This is a genomic window from Acinetobacter legionensis (assembly GCF_048552295.1).
In the GTDB taxonomy this organism is placed as follows: domain Bacteria; phylum Pseudomonadota; class Gammaproteobacteria; order Pseudomonadales; family Moraxellaceae; genus Acinetobacter.
In genome coordinates this window covers 66,111-84,936 of the sequence record NZ_JBIMCW010000005.1, presented here as the reverse complement: position 1 = coordinate 84,936, position 18,826 = coordinate 66,111, and the positions used below count along the sequence as shown (strand labels likewise).

9 protein-coding genes, 1 pseudogene and 1 CRISPR repeat array are annotated in these 18,826 nt (G+C 37.3%); of the genes and pseudogenes, 7 read left to right on the top strand and 3 right to left on the bottom strand.

All coding sequences use genetic code 11. From position 1 onward, the window contains the following. Nucleotides 1-28 precede the first annotated feature (28 nt). Nucleotides 29-436, top strand: a complete 408-nt coding sequence (locus ACG916_RS05735) for a hypothetical protein (protein ID WP_336953162.1) — start codon at nucleotides 29-31, stop codon at nucleotides 434-436. A 233-nt stretch (nucleotides 437-669) separates the two neighbouring features. Here the strand turns inward: ACG916_RS05735 and ACG916_RS05730 are convergent, their stop codons facing one another. Next, nucleotides 670-1,221: a DUF2799 domain-containing protein gene (locus ACG916_RS05730; protein ID WP_419327369.1), complete on the bottom strand. Its 552-nt coding sequence runs from the start codon at nucleotides 1,219-1,221 to the stop codon at nucleotides 670-672. Between the two features lie 1,144 nt (nucleotides 1,222-2,365). Here ACG916_RS05730 and ACG916_RS05725 point away from each other — a divergent pair. From ACG916_RS05725 to ACG916_RS05715, 3 genes are all read left to right on the top strand, one after another. Beyond that, nucleotides 2,366-2,722, top strand: coding sequence for a roadblock/LC7 domain-containing protein (locus tag ACG916_RS05725; protein ID WP_336953159.1), 357 nt, complete (start codon nucleotides 2,366-2,368; stop codon nucleotides 2,720-2,722). A gap of 261 nt (nucleotides 2,723-2,983) precedes the next feature. After that, nucleotides 2,984-3,163, top strand: a complete 180-nt coding sequence (locus ACG916_RS05720; protein WP_336953158.1) for a ribbon-helix-helix protein — start codon at nucleotides 2,984-2,986, stop codon at nucleotides 3,161-3,163. Between the two features lie 510 nt (nucleotides 3,164-3,673). Beyond that, on the top strand, nucleotides 3,674-5,731 hold the full coding sequence (locus ACG916_RS05715; RefSeq protein ID WP_419327370.1) for a TonB-dependent receptor domain-containing protein: 2,058 nt from the start codon (nucleotides 3,674-3,676) through the stop codon (nucleotides 5,729-5,731). A 240-nt stretch (nucleotides 5,732-5,971) separates the two neighbouring features. Beyond that, nucleotides 5,972-7,920: direct repeats of the CRISPR family, unit length 28 nt; unit sequence GTTCACTGCCATATAGGCAGCTTAGAAA. A 182-nt stretch (nucleotides 7,921-8,102) separates the two neighbouring features. On the opposite strand, the gene ACG916_RS05710 is transcribed toward ACG916_RS05715, so the two are convergent. Together ACG916_RS05710 and ACG916_RS05705 are read right to left on the bottom strand one after the other, a co-directional pair. Further along, entirely contained in the window at nucleotides 8,103-10,340 is a 2,238-nt protein-coding gene (locus ACG916_RS05710; protein WP_419327371.1) for a TonB-dependent siderophore receptor, read from the bottom strand. 278 nt (nucleotides 10,341-10,618) lie between these two features. Continuing rightward, nucleotides 10,619-11,137, bottom strand: coding sequence for an RNA polymerase sigma factor (locus ACG916_RS05705; RefSeq protein ID WP_419327372.1), 519 nt, complete (start codon nucleotides 11,135-11,137; stop codon nucleotides 10,619-10,621). Between the two features lie 257 nt (nucleotides 11,138-11,394). Here ACG916_RS05705 and ACG916_RS05700 point away from each other — a divergent pair, with 257 nt between their 5' ends. From ACG916_RS05700 to ACG916_RS05690, 3 genes and pseudogenes are all read left to right on the top strand, one after another. Next, on the top strand, nucleotides 11,395-12,603 hold the full coding sequence (locus ACG916_RS05700; RefSeq protein ID WP_419327373.1) for an efflux RND transporter periplasmic adaptor subunit: 1,209 nt from the start codon (nucleotides 11,395-11,397) through the stop codon (nucleotides 12,601-12,603). A 3-nt stretch (nucleotides 12,604-12,606) separates the two neighbouring features. Beyond that, nucleotides 12,607-15,720: a multidrug efflux RND transporter permease subunit gene (locus ACG916_RS05695; RefSeq protein WP_419327374.1), complete on the top strand. Its 3,114-nt coding sequence runs from the start codon at nucleotides 12,607-12,609 to the stop codon at nucleotides 15,718-15,720. Next, nucleotides 15,717-18,812: pseudogene (locus ACG916_RS05690) on the top strand (efflux RND transporter permease subunit). Before ACG916_RS05695 ends, ACG916_RS05690 begins: the two are co-directional and overlap by 4 nt. The last annotated feature ends 14 nt before the right edge of the window (nucleotides 18,813-18,826 follow it).

Sequence of the window (18,826 nt, the reverse complement as noted above, 5' to 3'; positions counted from 1 at the left end):
AACTTCTTTGCATATGACATTTAAATCAATGATGAAAAAATTTGTCTTGGCGTTTCTTATATTGAATTCGAAGTTTAGCTTTGCTGATCCAATAAAACCAACTTTTCTTGAAGAAAAATTAGATATTAAAAAGTTTAAAAAAGAGCTAGATGATAAGCATACATCTAAAATTAAAAAATCCCTTTTTCTTGTAAAAAGAGAGCCAGAATTGGACCAATTTAAATATAAAGCAGTTATGTTGAGAATTGCTAAGGATAGGCAGGGTAATTCTTTTAAATATATGAAAATGATCACTTATCTAGACTGTGATGAAAATAAAACCTATACATATTTGTCATTTTATGATGAAAATGGTATTACGCATGGTATTGGTTCGTCTAATGGCGATCTTCCTCAAGATAGTCCATTAAGAAAACAAGTCTGTATCAATGAATGACGGTGAATAGCTGTAAAACATGCTTATTTTATGTTTTAAATTGACACATTTCACGTTATTTAGTAAAACTGTGATTGTTAATTCATTATAGTGAATAAACATACAATAATCCTTAATCAGCGCAAAAATTAAGGGGAAGCCTCACAGTGATGTGGGGCTTTTTTATTTGAATGATTTATTCCAAGCGGCGTTTGCAATCATCAGTGAGTATATGTCTGTGATTTTGTTTAAATCTAATAGAGATGATGTTCTGCTTTAAAACGTTCTAGATTCCGAAGCGCATCTTGGTAACGTGAGCGTACTTGACTGCTATTGCTTCGGAGGTCAGATAATTTCTTTTTATAGTCATCACGATCTTTGTTAGACAGATCTTTACTGTCTAATTTTCCAAGATAGTAATCTATATTATTCTGTGAAGTATTAAATTCTGTATTCGCATAGTAAAAGTTACTGGCGACTTGAAAATAATGACGTAAGGATTCGCGTTTCTCTGCCGGGCAAACTCGAAAATTACCGCGCCCCTCTAAAGCTTCGTAAAAGATATTTTCAGGTTGGCAGTAAGCCTCTAAACCTTTTAGATAACCCATTTCATAAAGATTTTGACTAGGAATAATATTGGCTTTTTTACAAGAAGAATAGTATTTATCTATATGGGATTTATTTCCAGCAGCGCCATCTTTTTCACCAACGTTAAACCAATTCGCAGTTTTACATTGTTCAACACTCATTGCAGCACAACCAGAAAGTAAAACCATAAAAGTAGATAAAATTACTATAAGTTTCATGAAAAATTCTTCCAAACGATTTTTGAATTACTTTTTAAAAAATGATTTTATCATGACAAGATCAATAATTTCCTGATCATTAATGTGGTACTACATGAAAAGTGCATTTAAATTCTTAAAAATACAAAAGAGTTTTTATCTTGATTCTGCAGTTATTGCCGATATCGTATTCTAACTTTGGCGTATCTTCAGCTTGCGCATAATATTTGTATCGCAGTTGATCGATATAAACTTAGGGATTCCATCTCCAAAAGAGTAGATCTGCCAAATTCATAACTTAATTTAAAAATAGTTGATGGATAGTTAAATTTAATTAGTTGATAATTTGTTCAGATTTCTTTTAAAAAACAGGACCTTTTATCTAAAAATTACGGGGATTAAAGCAAGACTACAATTCGAGAACATAGACAGCCGTTGAGCTAAGTACAGTCAAGATTACACAGAAATTTATCGTTACTTTTTTAATTTCATAAAACTTATATACTATGATTTTATAGTTAAATTTACATTGATCTTTAAAGTGGCTTAATTCTAATGTTTGGGAAGATCGTTTTTACTGTATCGGTAGTCTTATCCATAGTTTTTTTTGTTCTAGGTTTAATCGAAGCTATTGTTGAGTTTATCGTTATTGGATGCCTCGGTTTTATAGCATCTGGCTTGGTTTTTAAACAAATGAAAATATCATTCAAGCAGAGTGACGACTAATTTTGTGGTTTAAACAATAGCGCTTCTGGCTATTTTATTTTCACAATGGTATGGGGGCGGTGAGTGAATGTTAAAAATCCAAAGTAAATTTTTGAATTGAAGTCTTTTTCAGATTTCTCTTCTACTATTTGTCAATCAAAAGAGAACAGATAAAATTATAAACTTAGCTAAAGGTTTAGATATGATTCGATCAAGTGGAATATTGTGATCTGAAATAGAGTGTAAGCTTTGATAAAGCGCTAAGCTAACGAAATTTAAAAATTTGATAAAACCCTCATAAGAGGGTTTTTGTATGTCAAGGTGCTGAAAAACAGTAAAAAAAATACATATTATTATAATAATATAATATTTTATTATCATTTTATGATATTTTTATGTTGTTATAGAGCGTTATAAATCTATATAAATCATCTTATATTAAATAAAGGGGTTAAAAATAATGGCTAAAATTGACTTAAATCCATTAGCGGAAATTGATGGATTCACAGCAGCAGCACTTGTAGACTATACCAGTGGATTATCACTTGCCGCTCAAGGAACGGGGATCGATTTAGAACTTGCTGCTGCGGGAAATACGGAAGTTTTGAGAGCAAAAATTAAAACAGCAAAAGCATTAAATTTGCAAGATACGATTGATGATGTTTTGATCACACTTGGGAAGCAATACCATTTATTACGACCACTTGAAAAGAATAGCGATTTATTTTTATATCTGGTATTAGATCGCCAAAAATCGAACTTAGCGATGGCAAGACATGAGCTTCGTATTTTTGAAAAAGAGTTAGATTTTTCTTAAAACATTGATTGGCTATTATATTTGATACGATGTAATAGCCATTTTAAGTCATCAATACTAAGAAATTAGAAAATATATTTAACATATAAATACAGCCCGAATATAGGTTATCTAAAGACGTTGAAACTTGAGTGAAATAGTCGACTTAAGTCTATGAATGTAAAGTTATAAATATGAATACTATAAAATAAAAAAATATCATTGAAAATCTCATAAATGTTATTAGAATTCTATTTCTAAATAAATTAAGAGATTGGGGATATGGAAAATAAAACAGCAAGATTAACTATTTTGATAGACCCGAACAAAAAGGAAGCTTTTGAAGAATTGTGCAATCGTCAAGATCTAAAGCCTTCACAAGTGGTTCGCCAACTAATTCGTGAGTATTTAGAAAAGCATGGTGTAGATTACGCAACGAAACCTAATTTACCCAAAAAGTAAGAATTTTAGTTTATCTATTTTATCAATAAATAGGACTATGCTTTTTTGGGGAAAAGTGTGTCTTATTAATATTGAATTAGAAGAAATTGAGTAAAATTGATCAAAAACGTTGCACTAATTATTGAAGATTCTGATATTTATAAATTTTTAATGTATTTGATTCTTTAAATCTGACCAATTTGAGCTTGATGATATTCAGCAAATAAGTAAAAGAGAGCTTACAAGCATTTTATGGCTTGTAAGCTTTCTTTTTTGTAGAAAAAGAAAGCTATAAAAAGGACATTTAAAAAGAAATTTTTGAATTCAATTTTACAAAACTACTTCTTGAATTTGGTCTTTAAAAAAATACTTTTCATGTATTTTAGATTAAGAGTATTTGCATAAATTTACCTCAAGTTAAAAATATATAAATGATAATTATTATTATTAGTAATTGCATTTGAAGTTTTGCTCAAATACAATACGCAACAATTCTTTCACAATTCCTCCGTATTTAAGTTGCGTATTAACATGAATAAACAATTAAGATTCCAGACACTGTCAATTTCAATACTCACCGCAATGTCAATTTCCGCATATGCAAAAGATACTTCTGAAGATGCGACAAAATTAAAAACAATTGTGGTGACTGCGAGTAGTCAAGCTGTAGATGTTAAAGAAGCACCAGCAAGTATTAGTGTTATTACAAGCGAAGATATCGAAAAACAACCAGTGGGGAGTCTTGGAGAATTATTAAGTAAAGTCCCGGGGGTAACGGGTGGAATTAGTCCCTCAGGCGAAGGTTCTAAGATTAAATTACGTGGTTTACCAGATAATTACACGCTGATTTTAGTTGATGGCAAACGCATCGGGTCTTCAAGAGATACAAATTATCGTCCAGATTTAGGTCGACAGGATTTAAATTGGATTACTCCTGATATGATTGAAAGAATTGAAGTTGTCCGCGGTCCAATGTCTTCTTTGTATGGTTCAGATGCAATGGGGGGAGTAATTAATATTATTACCAAGAAAATTCCTAGTGTTTGGGGTGGTAATGTTACGTTAAATTATACTCAGCCAACGACCTCTTCTGATTTAGGTACATCTTTACAAACAGGCATCATGGCTGCTGGCCCATTAACGGATACCTTAGGTCTGCGCTTGACAGTAGGGATGACTGAGCGAGAGGCAGATAAAAAATATAAAGCAGGAAATGGGACCACAGGTTCTCAAGATCAAAACTACAATGCGATGTTGCATTATCAGCCAACAGATAAACACTCACTCAGTTTTGAAGCGGGGCATAGTATTCAAAAGAATGAAAAGGGTTCTCAAATTAACGCCACAACAGGTGCTGAGCAGGAGACCAGTTGGGGCGCAAATAAATTAGAACATAACTCATATAGCATATCGCATGATGGCGAGTGGGCAATTGGTAAATCTAAATTAAGTGCATATTACAATGACTATGATTCAAGTGTGCTTGGTTCTAAAACTAAATCAAATGAAATGATTGTTGAAGGTAGTTTAACCATGCCATTTGAGGCAATGTTTAAGCAAGTCTTAACTGTTGGCGGTCAATGGAAAAAACAAGAATTAACCAATACTGACACGATTGGCACTCTACCAGGAGGGAGTTGGGATGGGAAAAGTTATACCGATCCTACAGTGAATAATAAGAATTGGGCATTATTTTTTGAAGACAATATTTCATTGTTGGATAATTTGACATTAACCGTAGGGAATCGTTTAGATCATGATGATAAATACGGTGCACATCATAGTCCACGAGGTTATTTAGTTTATAGTCTAACAGATGATCTGGTAATTAAAGGTGGGGTCGCAAAAGGCTTTAGAGCACCAACAGTGAAAGAATCATCTCCTGGTGGAGCTACTCAGTCTGGCGGGAATGGCTGTAATGGTTTAAAAGGTAAAACTTGGTATGACAGTAAGCAAAAACCAGATACCTATACAGGCGGTGGTTGCTATATGACAGGTAATCCCAACTTAAAACCTGAAGAAAGCACAAACTATGAAATTGGTGTGAATTATACTGGTTCTGGTGCGGACTTAGGTTTGACACTTTTCCATACAGATTTTAAAAATAAAATCGCTTATTCACCATTAGGTCACGAAGGTGGTATTTGGTTTACCCGTAATGAAAATATTCAAAAAGCGGTAACACGTGGTATCGAAATGGTTGTAAATTTCCCAGTTTTAGATAATCTAAAATGGAATAATAATGCTACCTATTTCTTAAAAGCAAAAAATGAAGATACTGGTGCAACTTTACTGACTACTTCAAAATTAACAGTGAATTCCGCATTAAATTGGCAGCCAACCGATCCACTCAATTTAGAGTTGTCCGCACAATATTTGGGTAAACAATATTTGACCGATAAAGGCGCTACCCCTACGATGCAAAAACCACATACGATCGTAAATCTAGCAAGTAATTATCAAGTCAATGATAAGCTTATTGTACGTGGCGGTTTTACTAATTTACTTGATAAAAAGTTGTCAAATGGTAGAGATGCATACTTCGTTGAACGTCAAAAAGTATTTGTAGGTGCAACCTTTAAATTTTAATCAATTATATTGAAGTGAAGACAGACTTCACTTCAATAATAGATCATGTGTTAAAAAACCATCTGCGGATGGTTTTTTTGCTATGTTTTTTATTCATATCAAAAATTTACCCTAATATTTTTTTACACTCTTATAGTTTAATAAAATCAAGTGGTTATATATATTGTAAAAAACTTTGGTATTTTATGATTTTTATAATTAACTTGCTGTTATCAGAGTGTTTTTTGATTTAAAATTATTGTTCACTGCCATATAGGCAGCTTAGAAAGTGTAAAGTTAGTGAACGTCCAATATCTAAGATGTTCACTGCCATATAGGCAGCTTAGAAATGTTGCTGCAGGCATCCATACATTCGGTATTTGTTCACTGCCATATAGGCAGCTTAGAAATATAATAAGAATTGCTAACCGTTAAATTATTTGTTCACTGCCATATAGGCAGCTTAGAAAGATCTTAGACACAATGAAGGGTAAATATATGAAGTTCACTGCCATATAGGCAGCTTAGAAATTGTGTAGTATCAGTTGGGCTTGATACTGGTAGTTCACTGCCATATAGGCAGCTTAGAAAAAACACAAAACATCCAATGTCAAAGGTGGAACGTTCACTGCCATATAGGCAGCTTAGAAATTTTTGATGAAATTCTTCCTCTAACGCTTGGAGTTCACTGCCATATAGGCAGCTTAGAAAATAGTCGATTGCTCGATTGGCAAATAAATTTCGTTCACTGCCATATAGGCAGCTTAGAAAACAGTAGCTTGCCGCAAAGTTAATGACGGGGCGTTCACTGCCATATAGGCAGCTTAGAAAATTAGGACGCTTCCAAGAACCGAACATTTCAAGTTCACTGCCATATAGGCAGCTTAGAAATGAAAATGAAGATCCTTCTGAGCAAGGCTATTGTTCACTGCCATATAGGCAGCTTAGAAATCAGAATTACGTGATGCATTGCAACAACAGCGGTTCACTGCCATATAGGCAGCTTAGAAAGTTAGACGTTTCAGCAATAACAGGTATTTCTTGTTCACTGCCATATAGGCAGCTTAGAAACTCCAGCAATGGCGGCACTAATGCAAATATCAGTTCACTGCCATATAGGCAGCTTAGAAAAATTGGCTCAAACGCTACTTCAAGATACTCAAGTTCACTGCCATATAGGCAGCTTAGAAAATATCTAATACAGCTTGTTGATCCTCTCGATTGTTCACTGCCATATAGGCAGCTTAGAAAATTGCTGGAGGGATTTGCGGTGGCTTAGTATAGTTCACTGCCATATAGGCAGCTTAGAAATACACTCACATTTGTATTAATGGTGTGTGCTGGTTCACTGCCATATAGGCAGCTTAGAAAACTTGGCGAAACTTGAATAAGCCAAGGGTAATGTTCACTGCCATATAGGCAGCTTAGAAAGAACATCCATTACCCTTATCAGGCTCATCAATGTTCACTGCCATATAGGCAGCTTAGAAATTACAGCCATCTTCATAAAAGACATTGTTATAGTTCACTGCCATATAGGCAGCTTAGAAAGTTGGGTAAAAAGGGTGAGTATCGTAAATGTGGTTCACTGCCATATAGGCAGCTTAGAAAATGCCGTAGTAATACTCACCAGTCACAACGTAGTTCACTGCCATATAGGCAGCTTAGAAACATAGCAACGCAGCTTTTAACGGTGCTTCACAGTTCACTGCCATATAGGCAGCTTAGAAATGCCAAACCCAATAGACCAGTAACAGCGCCAAGTTCACTGCCATATAGGCAGCTTAGAAAATGTTGAGCACCTTTGTTAAGTAACGTTTAACGTTCACTGCCATATAGGCAGCTTAGAAATAGGTAAGATTGGCGCAGGAATTGATAAACAGTTCACTGCCATATAGGCAGCTTAGAAATGAAAAAATAGGCTTTGCAGTAACTTCATAGCGTTCACTGCCATATAGGCTGCTTAGAAATTAAACTTCTAAAATCTCAATCCCATGCACTGGTTCACTGCCATATAGGCAGCTTAGAAATGACAAGCGAGAAAAGGGTGAATTACTTGAACGTTCACTGCCATATAGGCAGCTTAGAAAATACCCTGACAATGTCACACCTCCAACCGATGGTTCACTGCCATATAGGCAGCTTAGAAAATTTACGATTCTCATTAAACTGATACTCTTGTGTTCACTGCCATATAGGTAGATTAAAAATCAATAGATGAGCAATAGATGATGTTGACTGCTAGTTAATTGAGAATTTTATTTTGTATATTTTAAGCAGTAATAATTTTATCAGTAGAGAAAGCCACCTTAGCGATAACTTTCTCTGATTAAACCTATTAATTTATTTTAATTTAAATCAATATTTAGCCAATTATAAATAGGTTTTAGTATTACCACTCGTATTTTAAGCCCACTCTAAAATTAGTCGGTGCACCATAATAGCTATTGGTTGTCGCTAAATGATATTTTTCATTAAACAGGTTGTTGATATTCAGATTCAGCAATAAATTTTCATTGATTTTATAACGTGCCATTAAATCAACTAAAGTGTAACTGTTCTGGGTAAAACGAGTCTTTACAGGGAGGGTTATATCTGAATAAATATCACTTTGCCAACGTAGACCGCCACCTATTGTCAGAGCCTTATCAAAGTAAGGCAGAGTATAGGTGGTAAATAATTTAGCAGTATTATTTGGAATGTTGGTGTTTATACTATTACCTTGACTGTTTTTCGACAAATTTCGAGTAAAACTTCCTGAAACTTGCCATAACTCATTGAGTTTTCCTGTGGCTTCTACTTCAAGACCGCGGCTCTTTGTTCCCGATTCTGCTGTATATGCTTGAGATCCATCAGGAGCTATGTGAGAGTTATCTGCTTGTTCAGGGACAGCGACTGCAAAATTATCTTCTTTAGTTTGATAAACAGCAGCACCTATATTCAATTGATTATCGAAAAATTCACCTTTAATGCCTACTTCTGTACTGTTGCCGACAAGTGGGTCTAAATAATCTCCCTTAACTGTCTTTTTATCCTGAGGAGAAAAAATATTGGTATAACTGGCATATGTTGTCCAATTGTCAGTTAAATCATAGCTAAGCCCTACATACGGGATGACTTCACCAGTCTCTTTATGAGTTTTGATATCTGTTGTATTTTTAGCATTATCATGATTTACAGCAACACGTTTCCAGTCTTCAACGCGCGTACCTAAAATAATCGCTGCCTTGTCTGATGGCTTTAAACGAACTGCACCAAATATAGAACGACTACTATCATTTCCACTATACCAGCCGTCAATTATCGTTTCAGGTCGACTTGGTGTATGACCATCCCAAGTGAAAATATTGTCTAATTTTCCATTCCAAGACATTCCATTATTCCAACCCGAGTAGGTAGGACGTTGATTTTCACTTTTGGTATAGGTTGTACCTAAAACAACTTCATGGGTTTGATTGAATAGATTAAAAGAACCATTCAGCGTTAAATTAAATAAGTTTTGTGTTGGTTCATAATCCCAGCGTGTCGCATAAATTAAAGCACCTTTTCCAGTTTGTTTATCTATTCCTGAACTATTATATGCATAACCGACCACTTCGTCAGACGACGTCTCAGTTCGAGATAACGTCCCTTTGATTTTCCAGTTATCGTTAAATTTATGTTCAATATCTGCAAAATAACCAGTCGTTGATCGGTCTGAATACGTCCAACCTGCAGCTGCTGAATCAGAGCGTGCCCATTCAATCAGTGAACCATCCGTATAATATGAAGGTAAACCTCCACGAGCAATGCCTGAAATATCAATTTTTTGATAGCTAATTCCAAGACTTGCTTTGGTTCGATCTGTTAAATCAGCTTCAAGTACGCCATATGCAACTTTACGTTCTTCCGCATAACGGTCTATATAAGAGTCGCCATCTTGATAAGCTAGTACGGCACGACCACGGATATTCCCAGACTGATTCAGTGGTGATGAAACATCGATATCTGTTCTATAGGTATCCCACGATCCAGCACTAGAGCTTATAGAAGCTTTAAAGTCTTGTAATGGTTTTTTTCGAACCATATTAATACTAGCACTGGCTGAACCAGCACCAGTCATCAAACCATTAGCACCCCGAACAATCTCAATTCTGTCAAAAAGTGCAGTATCTTGACTTTGAAAAATGCTGGAATATGAATTCAGTAATTTCACACCATCTAATAAATAGTTGTCTACAGTTTGACCTCGTGCATAAATTGGTGAGTTATCTGAGCCAATATTTCCACCTTGATTGATTGTTAATCCAGCAGCTTGCGTTACGACATCTGTTAATTGTGTTAAGTTTTGATCCTCCATTTGCTGGCGTGAGATTACACTGACCAATTGAGGTGTTTCTTTTAGGCTGAGTGCTAAGCCTGTTGATGCTGTGGTGGCTTTTGCGGTATATAAACCTGTGTCTTCGGTTGTAAGGCTATTTGTATTATTGACCGATACAGTGATGGTAGGGAGCTGAGTAGAATTTTGTTCTTGACCATCAGATGTACTCGCTGCTGAGAATACAGATCCATTTACTAAAAAAATAGATCCGCCCCAGAGTGCTGTACGAATTGCAATCGCTAAAGCATCTTTAGTTTGATGTTCCTTCATTAGATTCTCGTATGAGTAATATTCATGTACTTAGTCGTTTTTGTCTTAAAAAAAGCTCATTTTTTTATTATTTAAATACTGGATATGTATTTAGTTGCAACAACAGTAGATAACAGGAGTGAATAAGATAGAGAGTGTTAAAAGAACAAATATTTTTTAACTATTTGTTTTATCAATAGAGGGATTTCAAAAGTTTGGGGTAAGTATTGCAATATACTTTATTGAATTTATAGATTTAATTTTCATTTACTAAATTTTTTTATAAGTAAAAATGATGATTAATTAAATGTTGTGTTATAGATACTAGAGCAGGCGTGAAAAGCTTGTTTAATATCTCGTTTAACGGTGGCTTCAGAAATATTAAGTTTTTCGCCGATAGATCGGTAAGTCATATCTTCCATCTTTGATAATAAAAAAACCTGTGCAACCCGGTCGGGGAGCTTTTCTAGCGTTTGATGAACTTGGTATAAACTTTCCTGAATACATATTTCATGTTCTACAGATAGGTGACTATCCTGAGGTGTATGTATTAATGCATCTAAATATAAGCGCTCGATTTGCTGATGGCGCCAATGATCAATAATCACGTGTTTGGCAATCCCCAATAACCATGCTTTGGGTTCTTTAATATTTTCAAAACTGTAGTTACTTTTTAATGCACGATAAAAAACTTCCTGACTTAGATCTTCGGAGTGGTGATGGTTGTGAAGTTTATGTTTGAACCACAGAAGTAAAGTATTTTGATGGTCTTGATAAATATGATCAAACCACTGTTGCTTTTGTACGTTCAAATTCATTAGATTTGCCTGTTTAATAAGCGAACAACACACAGTTATGCTAAGGTGGGGAAAGTGTTGAAAATAATGATAGTGATAATGATTATTAAATGCAATAATAAAACTTACAAAATGCAACATGAATAATTGAGTTGTTTTGAACCTTCTTTCACCTTAATTATTAATGAGATGAATAATTAATAAATGTGAGATTTCACTTTATTTGGTTCGTAATTGTAAATTTTGATCGTTCTACGAATGTATGAATAAGAGTTCTTATGAGTAAGCCATCTGTAAATGTAAACCTCAAAAAAAGTTTTATTGGCCGTAAATTTAAATATTTAATTGGATTTATGCTGCTGATTATTTTCGGACTAGCAGGCTTCTATTGGAAAAAAACCTCATCCAAACCCGCAGAGGAATATAGCCAATGGAGTAAACCTGTACCCGTGCGAACTGTGCCAGTACAACGACAAGATTTACAGGTTGACATCAAAGCAATTGGTACAGTCATTCCTACACATATTGTGAATGTACAAAGTCAGGTTTCTGGGGTTTTACAGCAGATTTATTTTAAAGAAGGGCAAACCGTAAAAAAGGGTCAGCTCCTTGCACAAATTGATCCCGCACCATTCCAAGTCGTGCTTGCACAGGCAGAAGGAACACGACAACAGAACTTAGCACAATTGCAAAATGCTGAAACAGAGTTGAAACGTTATCAATTATTGTTTAAACAAGATTCAATTGCGAAACAACAAGTAGAACAACAACTCGCTCTGGTCAATCAACTCAAAGGACAGATACAAGCGAACAAGGCGCAAGTGGATGCCGCAAAACTACAGTTGTCTTATACTAAAATTTATTCACCTATTGATGGGCGGGTTGGATTTAGACAAAAAGATGCTGGTAACCTGATTCAAGCCAATGAAAGTGCTGGTTTAGTTAGTATTGCTCAAGTTCATCCAATTTTTGTGCAATTTGCCGTGGCAGAAAACTACTTAGCAAACCTGCGTCAATCCTTAAAAAAGGGAGACAAGGTGCTGGTAAGTGCTTGGGATAAAACAGAACAAAAACAACTTGCGCTGGGCCATGTACAAGCAATAGATAACCAGATTGATGTCAGTACAGGGACTTTAAAAATAAAAGCAATTTTTGATAATTATGATGATGTTTTATTTCCAAATCAGTTTGTCAATGTGCATTTAAATACTCAAACCATTCAAAATGCACTCAGCATCCCTAATGATGCTGTACAACATGGCGCAAAAGGCAGCTATGTTTATATCATCAATCCGCAAAACAAAGCCGAAATTCGGATGCTAAAACTGGGCATGACCTCGAATGGTCAAATTGAAGTTTTAGACGGATTAAAGGGTAGCGAAAAGGTCGTACTTGAAGGAATTGATCGTCTTTCGGAAGGCAAAGAAGTTCAAATTGTTGTAGAGAATCAACAGCCAATTTCTACGGCCAAGCCAACTGCTGGATAAATCATGAATATTTCACGGTTCTTTATTTTACGTCCAGTCGCAACCACATTATTGATGTTAGCACTATTGTTAAGTGGCTTCTTGGTTTGGCGATTGTTACCTGTCTCTGCTTTGCCACAGGTCGATTATCCAATTATTCAAGTCTATACTTTTCAACCTGGCGCCAATCCCGATACAGTACAACGTACAATCACCGCACCACTCGAACGAGAAATGGGCAAAATTGCGGGTTTAAAACAAATGTCTTCCAGTAGTTCAGTGGGGGCATCCGTCATTACCTTGCAGTTTGAACTGAGCGCAGAGCTTGGTGTCGTTGAACAAGAAGTACAGTCAGCACTCAGTACCGCCAGCAGTAAATTACCCAATGATCTACCAGCACCACCGGTTTACCGTAAAGTAAATCCTGCTGATGTTCCTGTGATTACCCTTGCCATCAGCTCAGAAACTTTACCTTTAACCACTGTCTACGACATGGTGGATACCCGAGTTGCACAAAAGCTTTCTCAGCTTTCAGGTGTCGGGATGGTGAGCCTTGCAGGGGGGCAACGTCCAGCAATACGCGTGCAAATGAATGCTATGGCACTTGCTGCTTATAAAATGAGTGCTGAGGATGTACGCTCCGCAATTAATTCTGCCAATGCGAATCAACCCAAAGGAAGCTTTGATGGTCCATATCGCACCACAATGTTGGATGCCAATGATCAGATTCGTTCGATTGCAGATTATGAAAATTTAATCTTACGCTGGAACAATGGTGCTCCGATACGTCTGAAAGATGTGGCAAAAGTCATCGAAGGTAGTGAAGACCGCTATATGGCTGCATGGGCAGATAGTCAATCTGCAATCTTAGTCAATGTGCAGCGTCAACCAAATGCCAATGTGATTCAAGTTGCAGATCAGATTAAACAGATATTGCCTGAACTACAAAAGAATCTGCCTGAAAATGTCGAAATTCGGGTGTTAACAGATCGAACAGAGAGTATTCGTAGTTCCATTGATGATGTGCAAAAAGAATTGGTTTTTGCCGTATGTTTGGTGGTGATGGTCACTTTTCTCTTTTTAAGAAATTTATCTGCAACCGTAATTCCAAGTATTGCAGTGCCACTGTCGATTGTTGGTACCTTTGTTGTGATGTATTTTTTAGGCTTCTCGGTCAACAATTTGACCTTAATGGCGCTCACCATTGCGACAGGATTTGTAGTCGATGACGCAATTGTGATGTTGGAAAATATTGCACGACATCGTGAGGCAGGAGAAAGTTTATTACAAGCAGCACTCAAAGGGTCTAAGGAAATAGCTTTTACTTTGATTTCCCTGACGATTTCTCTAATTGCTGTATTAATCCCATTACTGTTTATGGGCGATGTTGTTGGAAGACTGTTCCACGAATTTGCTGTCACTTTAGCAGCTGCAATCGCAATTTCATTGGTGGTGTCACTCACATTGACCCCGATGATGTGTGCATATTTATTAAAAAGTACCAAACATTCAAGTTCACACAGTCGCTGGAGTCTAGATCGCGTTATTCAGTATTATGGTAAAGCTTTACAGTGGGTTTTTCGACATCAAGTGCTGACACTTTCGGTGATGTTGAGTACCGTCATTTTAGCTGGGCTGTTGTATTGGATGATTCCAAAAGGTTTTTTCCCTGTACAGGACAGCGGTGTCATACAAGTGGTCACTCAAGCACCCGATGATATTTCATTCCACGCTATGAGTGAGCGTCAACAAGCACTTGCAGGTCAGATCCTAAAAGATCCTGCTGTGGAAAGTTTGTCTTCATTTATCGGTATAGATACCAATAACCCAAAACTAAGTAATGGGCGTATTTTAATTAATTTGAAGCCGCATGCTGAAAGAGACCGTGTAGATCAGATCATGGCACGTCTACGAGAACAGTTCGCTCAAGTTAAAGGGATTCAAGGTTGGATGCAACCCGTACAAGAGCTGAGCATTGAAGATAAAATCAGTCGAACTCAATATCAACTCAGTATAAGCGCTGCTAAAACGACAGATTTAGCACAATGGACTCCTGTATTTGTTGATGCTTTACGGCAACAACCTGAATTTGCAGAGGTGACCAGTGAAGACGGTGGGCAAGGCTTACAGGCATTTATTGATGTCAATCGAGATGCCGCAGCACGTTTAGGTTTAAACATTGAAGATATCAGTTTAGCTTTACAAAATTTATTTGCGCAGCGCCAGATTGCGACTTTATACACGCAATCCAATCAATATCGTATTGTTTTGGAACTTGACCCAACATTCACTCAAGGTATAGATGCTCTAGGGCAAACCTATATTCATAATAAAAGTGGAGAGCCGATATTACTCAGTTCTGTTGCCAATATTGTGCAAAAACGCGTGCCTATTATTCTGCAACAGCAATCACAATTTCCAGCCAGTGGGGTATCTTTTAATCTTGCATCAGGGGTCGCGCTCGGGGATGCGATCAAAGCGATTGATCGCGTACAACAGCGTCTAAATCTACCAACAGAAGTAAAGGTGAAACTACAAGGTGCAGCCGCTGCTTATGAGAACTCACAACAACATACTTTCTGGTTGGTGATTGCAGCAATAGTGACCATGTACATTGTGTTAGGCATTCTGTACGAAAGTTTTATTCATCCGATAACTATTCTTTCTACTTTGCCTTCTGCTGCAATTGGTGCTTTGTTGGCATTGTTTTTGGTCAATCGGCCATTGGACATGATTGCCTTGATTGGGATCATTTTATTGATTGGTCTGGTCAAGAAAAATGGCATCATGATGGTGGATTTTGCTTTGGCTGCACAACGTCATGAAGGATTGTCACCACAGCAAGCGATTTATCAAGCCGCATTGATGCGTTTTCGCCCAATTTTAATGACCACACTCGCGGCGCTGGTTGGGGCAATCCCATTGATGCTTGCGTCAGGTTCAGGCGCAGAATTACGTCAGCCTCTCGGGGTCGTCATGGTGGGTGGTCTGATTTTAAGTCAAGTCCTCACGTTATTTACCACACCAGTAGTTTATTTGTTTTTTGATCGTCTGCAATATTCATTACAACACACCAATTCAGATTTAACTGTAGATGATTTCCCCCCAGATCATGATACGACAAGGAGAGAGTTTTGACCTTTCTCTCGACCTTTATTCATCGACCTGTTGCCAGTATTTTACTTGGGATCGCAATTGTATTATTGGGTATATTGGCCTATTTTCGCTTACCTGTAGCCGCTTTACCACAGGCAGATATTCCAACGATTGTGGTGCGAGCAAGTTTACCGGGTGCAAGTCCTGAAAGCATGTCTGCCACTGTGGCGACGCCGTTAGAGCGTGCCATGATGGGCGTTTCAGGGGTAAAAGCGATTAATTCTTCAAGTAATCAAAGCGCAACCCAAGTGGTTTTGCATTTTGATTTAAAGACTGACATCAATGAAGCCGCCAGAGAGGTCCAAGCTGCAATCAATGTTGCGATGTCACAGTTGCCTTCTGGAATGCCAAGCCCCCCTGAATATTTCAAGATCAATCCAAGCCAGAGTCCAATTTTTTATTTGGCATTGAGTTCGGAACATCTTTCTGCGGGCAAACTCTATGAAATTGCCAGCAATCAGCTCCAGCCAAATCTTGCGCAAATTAATGGGGTTGGTGAAGTTGTCATTGACGGGGCATCTATGCCAGCTGTGTGAATTCAACTCAATCCAAATGCCTTGATTTCACAAGGGGTGTCTTTGGAGCAAGTTCGTGAAGCGATTGTAAAAAGTAATACAGTACAAGCCTTAGGGGTAATTGAGACTGAACAGTTACGTTGGCAAGTTGAGCTTCCAAATCATTTAAAAAAAGCGGATGATTTTGCCAATTTGATCGTGCATCAAAATGGTCAGACAGTTGTTCGTTTAAAAGATGTGGCTGAGGTACAGGATTCTGTCGAAAACCGATATGTAAGTGGTTTCCACAATGGCAAACCAGCGGTGATTATTAAAATCAGCCGTCAGCCCAATGCAAACACCGTTGCCACAATCGAAAAGATCAAAGAAAAACTACCTGAGTTAAGCACATTAATTCCAGCAGATTCACAACTGACCACAGTGATGGATGGATCGGAAATTATTCGGGCAGGCTTAAATGAGGCAAGAGATACTTTATTATTTTCCATGCTTTTGGTGATTATTGTGGTCGCTCTGATGTTAGGTCGTCTGCAAAGTGCTCTTGTTCCAAGTATTGCCTTGGTTGTGACTTTGATTGGCGCATGCAGTTTGGTTTATCTCGCGGGATTTTCACTGAATAACTTGTCAATTATGGCAGTCATTGTTGCGATTGGACTTGTAGTTGATGATGCAATTGTGGTTTTGGAAAATATTGAACGCCATATAGAACAGGGTGAACAACCTGTACAAGCTGCCTTAAAGGGTATTCAAGAAGTCGGTTTGACCTTGTTAGCAATGAATTTAGCTTTGGTAGTGATCTTTATTTCCGTGCTATTTATGGGTGGTGTAATCGAGAGACTGTTTAGAGAATTTTCTTTAACCTTGATTTTTATCATTATTCTATCTGTATTTGTCTCTCTGGTCCTTACGCCAAGTTTATCCTCACGCTGTTTAAAACCATTGGAGCGTTATCAACATCAGGCTTTGTATCGCTATAGCCATCGCTGTATGCAAGGTTTGAGTCGGCTCTATTTGTATTCACTAAAATGGATGATTAAACACGGTTATTTGGTCATTTTGCTATGGGGCGGTGCAATTGCTGCCTCTGTATATGTGTATCAAACATTACCCAAACGTGTATTACCTGAGCAAGATACCGGACGGGTTGAAGCTTTTATTCGAGGGGATGATGGCTTCTCCTTTCAAATTATGCAACCCAAAATCGCCACCTTTAGTGAAAGTGTATTAAAGGATCCCGCAGTCAAAGATGTGATTGGTACGTCTGGTGGTGCTGGCGGAATCACCAATTCATTTTTAATGGTGAGTTTAAAATCTAAAGCAGAGCGAGATGGCAAATCTTCACATGAAATTGTAGACAGAATTAAAAAAAATGCCCCATGGTTGGCAGGTGCGATTTTCTCTGCACAAGTCAAACAGGAACTAGAATTAGATGATCCATTTTCAAGTGGAAGTGGGCAAGATTATTTGTTGTTACTGCAATCTGATAATGTTGCGTTATTACGTCAGTGGGTGCCTAAAGTCGCTCAGGCAATGCAGAAACTTCCAGAGTTAGAAGAAGTTGAAACCATGGGCGATGAAGGTGCTCAGCATGTGACTTTAGACATTGACCGTGAAGCTGCACGTCGTTTGGGGGTGGATATAGACAATATTTCAAGCGTACTCAATAACTCATTTTCGCAGCGCCAAATTTCGACTATTTATGATCAAACCCAACAGTTTTATGTGGTGATGGAAGTTGATAAACACTTTACTGAACACCCAGAAGCGCTGGCAAATGTACGTATTCCAAATCAACAAGGTATTGCAGTGCCTCTGAGTAATTTTGCCACATGGTCTTATGGCATCACCAATGATCGGGTTTATCGACGCAACCAATATGCCGCAATGGGGATTGGTTATGTGGTTAAACAAGGCTATAGCTATGAACAAGCGGATGTAGCTATTCGGAGTGTTTTACCCGAAGTCATGTTACCCAATGAAATTTTTATCATGACAGATAAAGATGTAGAGGCAGAAAGTTTGCAGACTGGTTTATCGACCCCTTTACTTGTCTGTGTGGTGATCTTACTTATTTATATTGTTCTCGGGGTTACCTATGAAAGTCTGGTTCATCCATTGACGATTTTATCGACAGTACCCGCTGTGGCTTTGGGGGCTTTGCTAACCTTATGGTTATTTAATTTCCAATTTACCTTAATTGCACTCTTGGGCATGTTTTTATTGATTGGAATTGTTGTAAAAAATGCCATTCTTTTAATTGATTTTACTTTATTGGAAAGAAGAGCAGGCAAGACTGCATATCAGGCTATTTTGTCTGCCGCAGCACTTCGTTTTCGTCCAATTCTGATGACTAATACCGCAGCGTTGCTGGGTGCAATTCCACTGGCACTTAGCTGGGGAGAAGGGGCAGAGCTACGTCAGCCTCTAGGTGTTGTCATTGTGGGTGGTTTAGCTTTGGGTCAATTATTGACGTTGTATACAACGCCAGTCTTGTATTTGGTGTTGGAAAAATGTGCTGAATCTTGTTTGAAATTTAAAAGTAAATACGCACTTTATTAAGGTAAATAGGAAAA

What these genes read in the sequence shown, in the direction of transcription:
- ACG916_RS05735 (WP_336953162.1), top strand. Translation starts at nt 29, where the DNA reads ATGATGAAAAAATTTGTCTTGGCGTTTCTTATATTGAATTCGAAGTTT.
- ACG916_RS05730 (WP_419327369.1), bottom strand. Translation starts at nt 1,221, where the DNA reads ATGAAACTTATAGTAATTTTATCTACTTTTATGGTTTTACTTTCTGGT.
- ACG916_RS05725 (WP_336953159.1), top strand. Translation starts at nt 2,366, where the DNA reads ATGGCTAAAATTGACTTAAATCCATTAGCGGAAATTGATGGATTCACA.
- ACG916_RS05720 (WP_336953158.1), top strand. Translation starts at nt 2,984, where the DNA reads ATGGAAAATAAAACAGCAAGATTAACTATTTTGATAGACCCGAACAAA.
- ACG916_RS05715 (WP_419327370.1), top strand. Translation starts at nt 3,674, where the DNA reads ATGAATAAACAATTAAGATTCCAGACACTGTCAATTTCAATACTCACC.
- ACG916_RS05710 (WP_419327371.1), bottom strand. Translation starts at nt 10,340, where the DNA reads ATGAAGGAACATCAAACTAAAGATGCTTTAGCGATTGCAATTCGTACA.
- ACG916_RS05705 (WP_419327372.1), bottom strand. Translation starts at nt 11,137, where the DNA reads ATGAATTTGAACGTACAAAAGCAACAGTGGTTTGATCATATTTATCAA.
- ACG916_RS05700 (WP_419327373.1), top strand. Translation starts at nt 11,395, where the DNA reads ATGAGTAAGCCATCTGTAAATGTAAACCTCAAAAAAAGTTTTATTGGC.
- ACG916_RS05695 (WP_419327374.1), top strand. Translation starts at nt 12,607, where the DNA reads ATGAATATTTCACGGTTCTTTATTTTACGTCCAGTCGCAACCACATTA.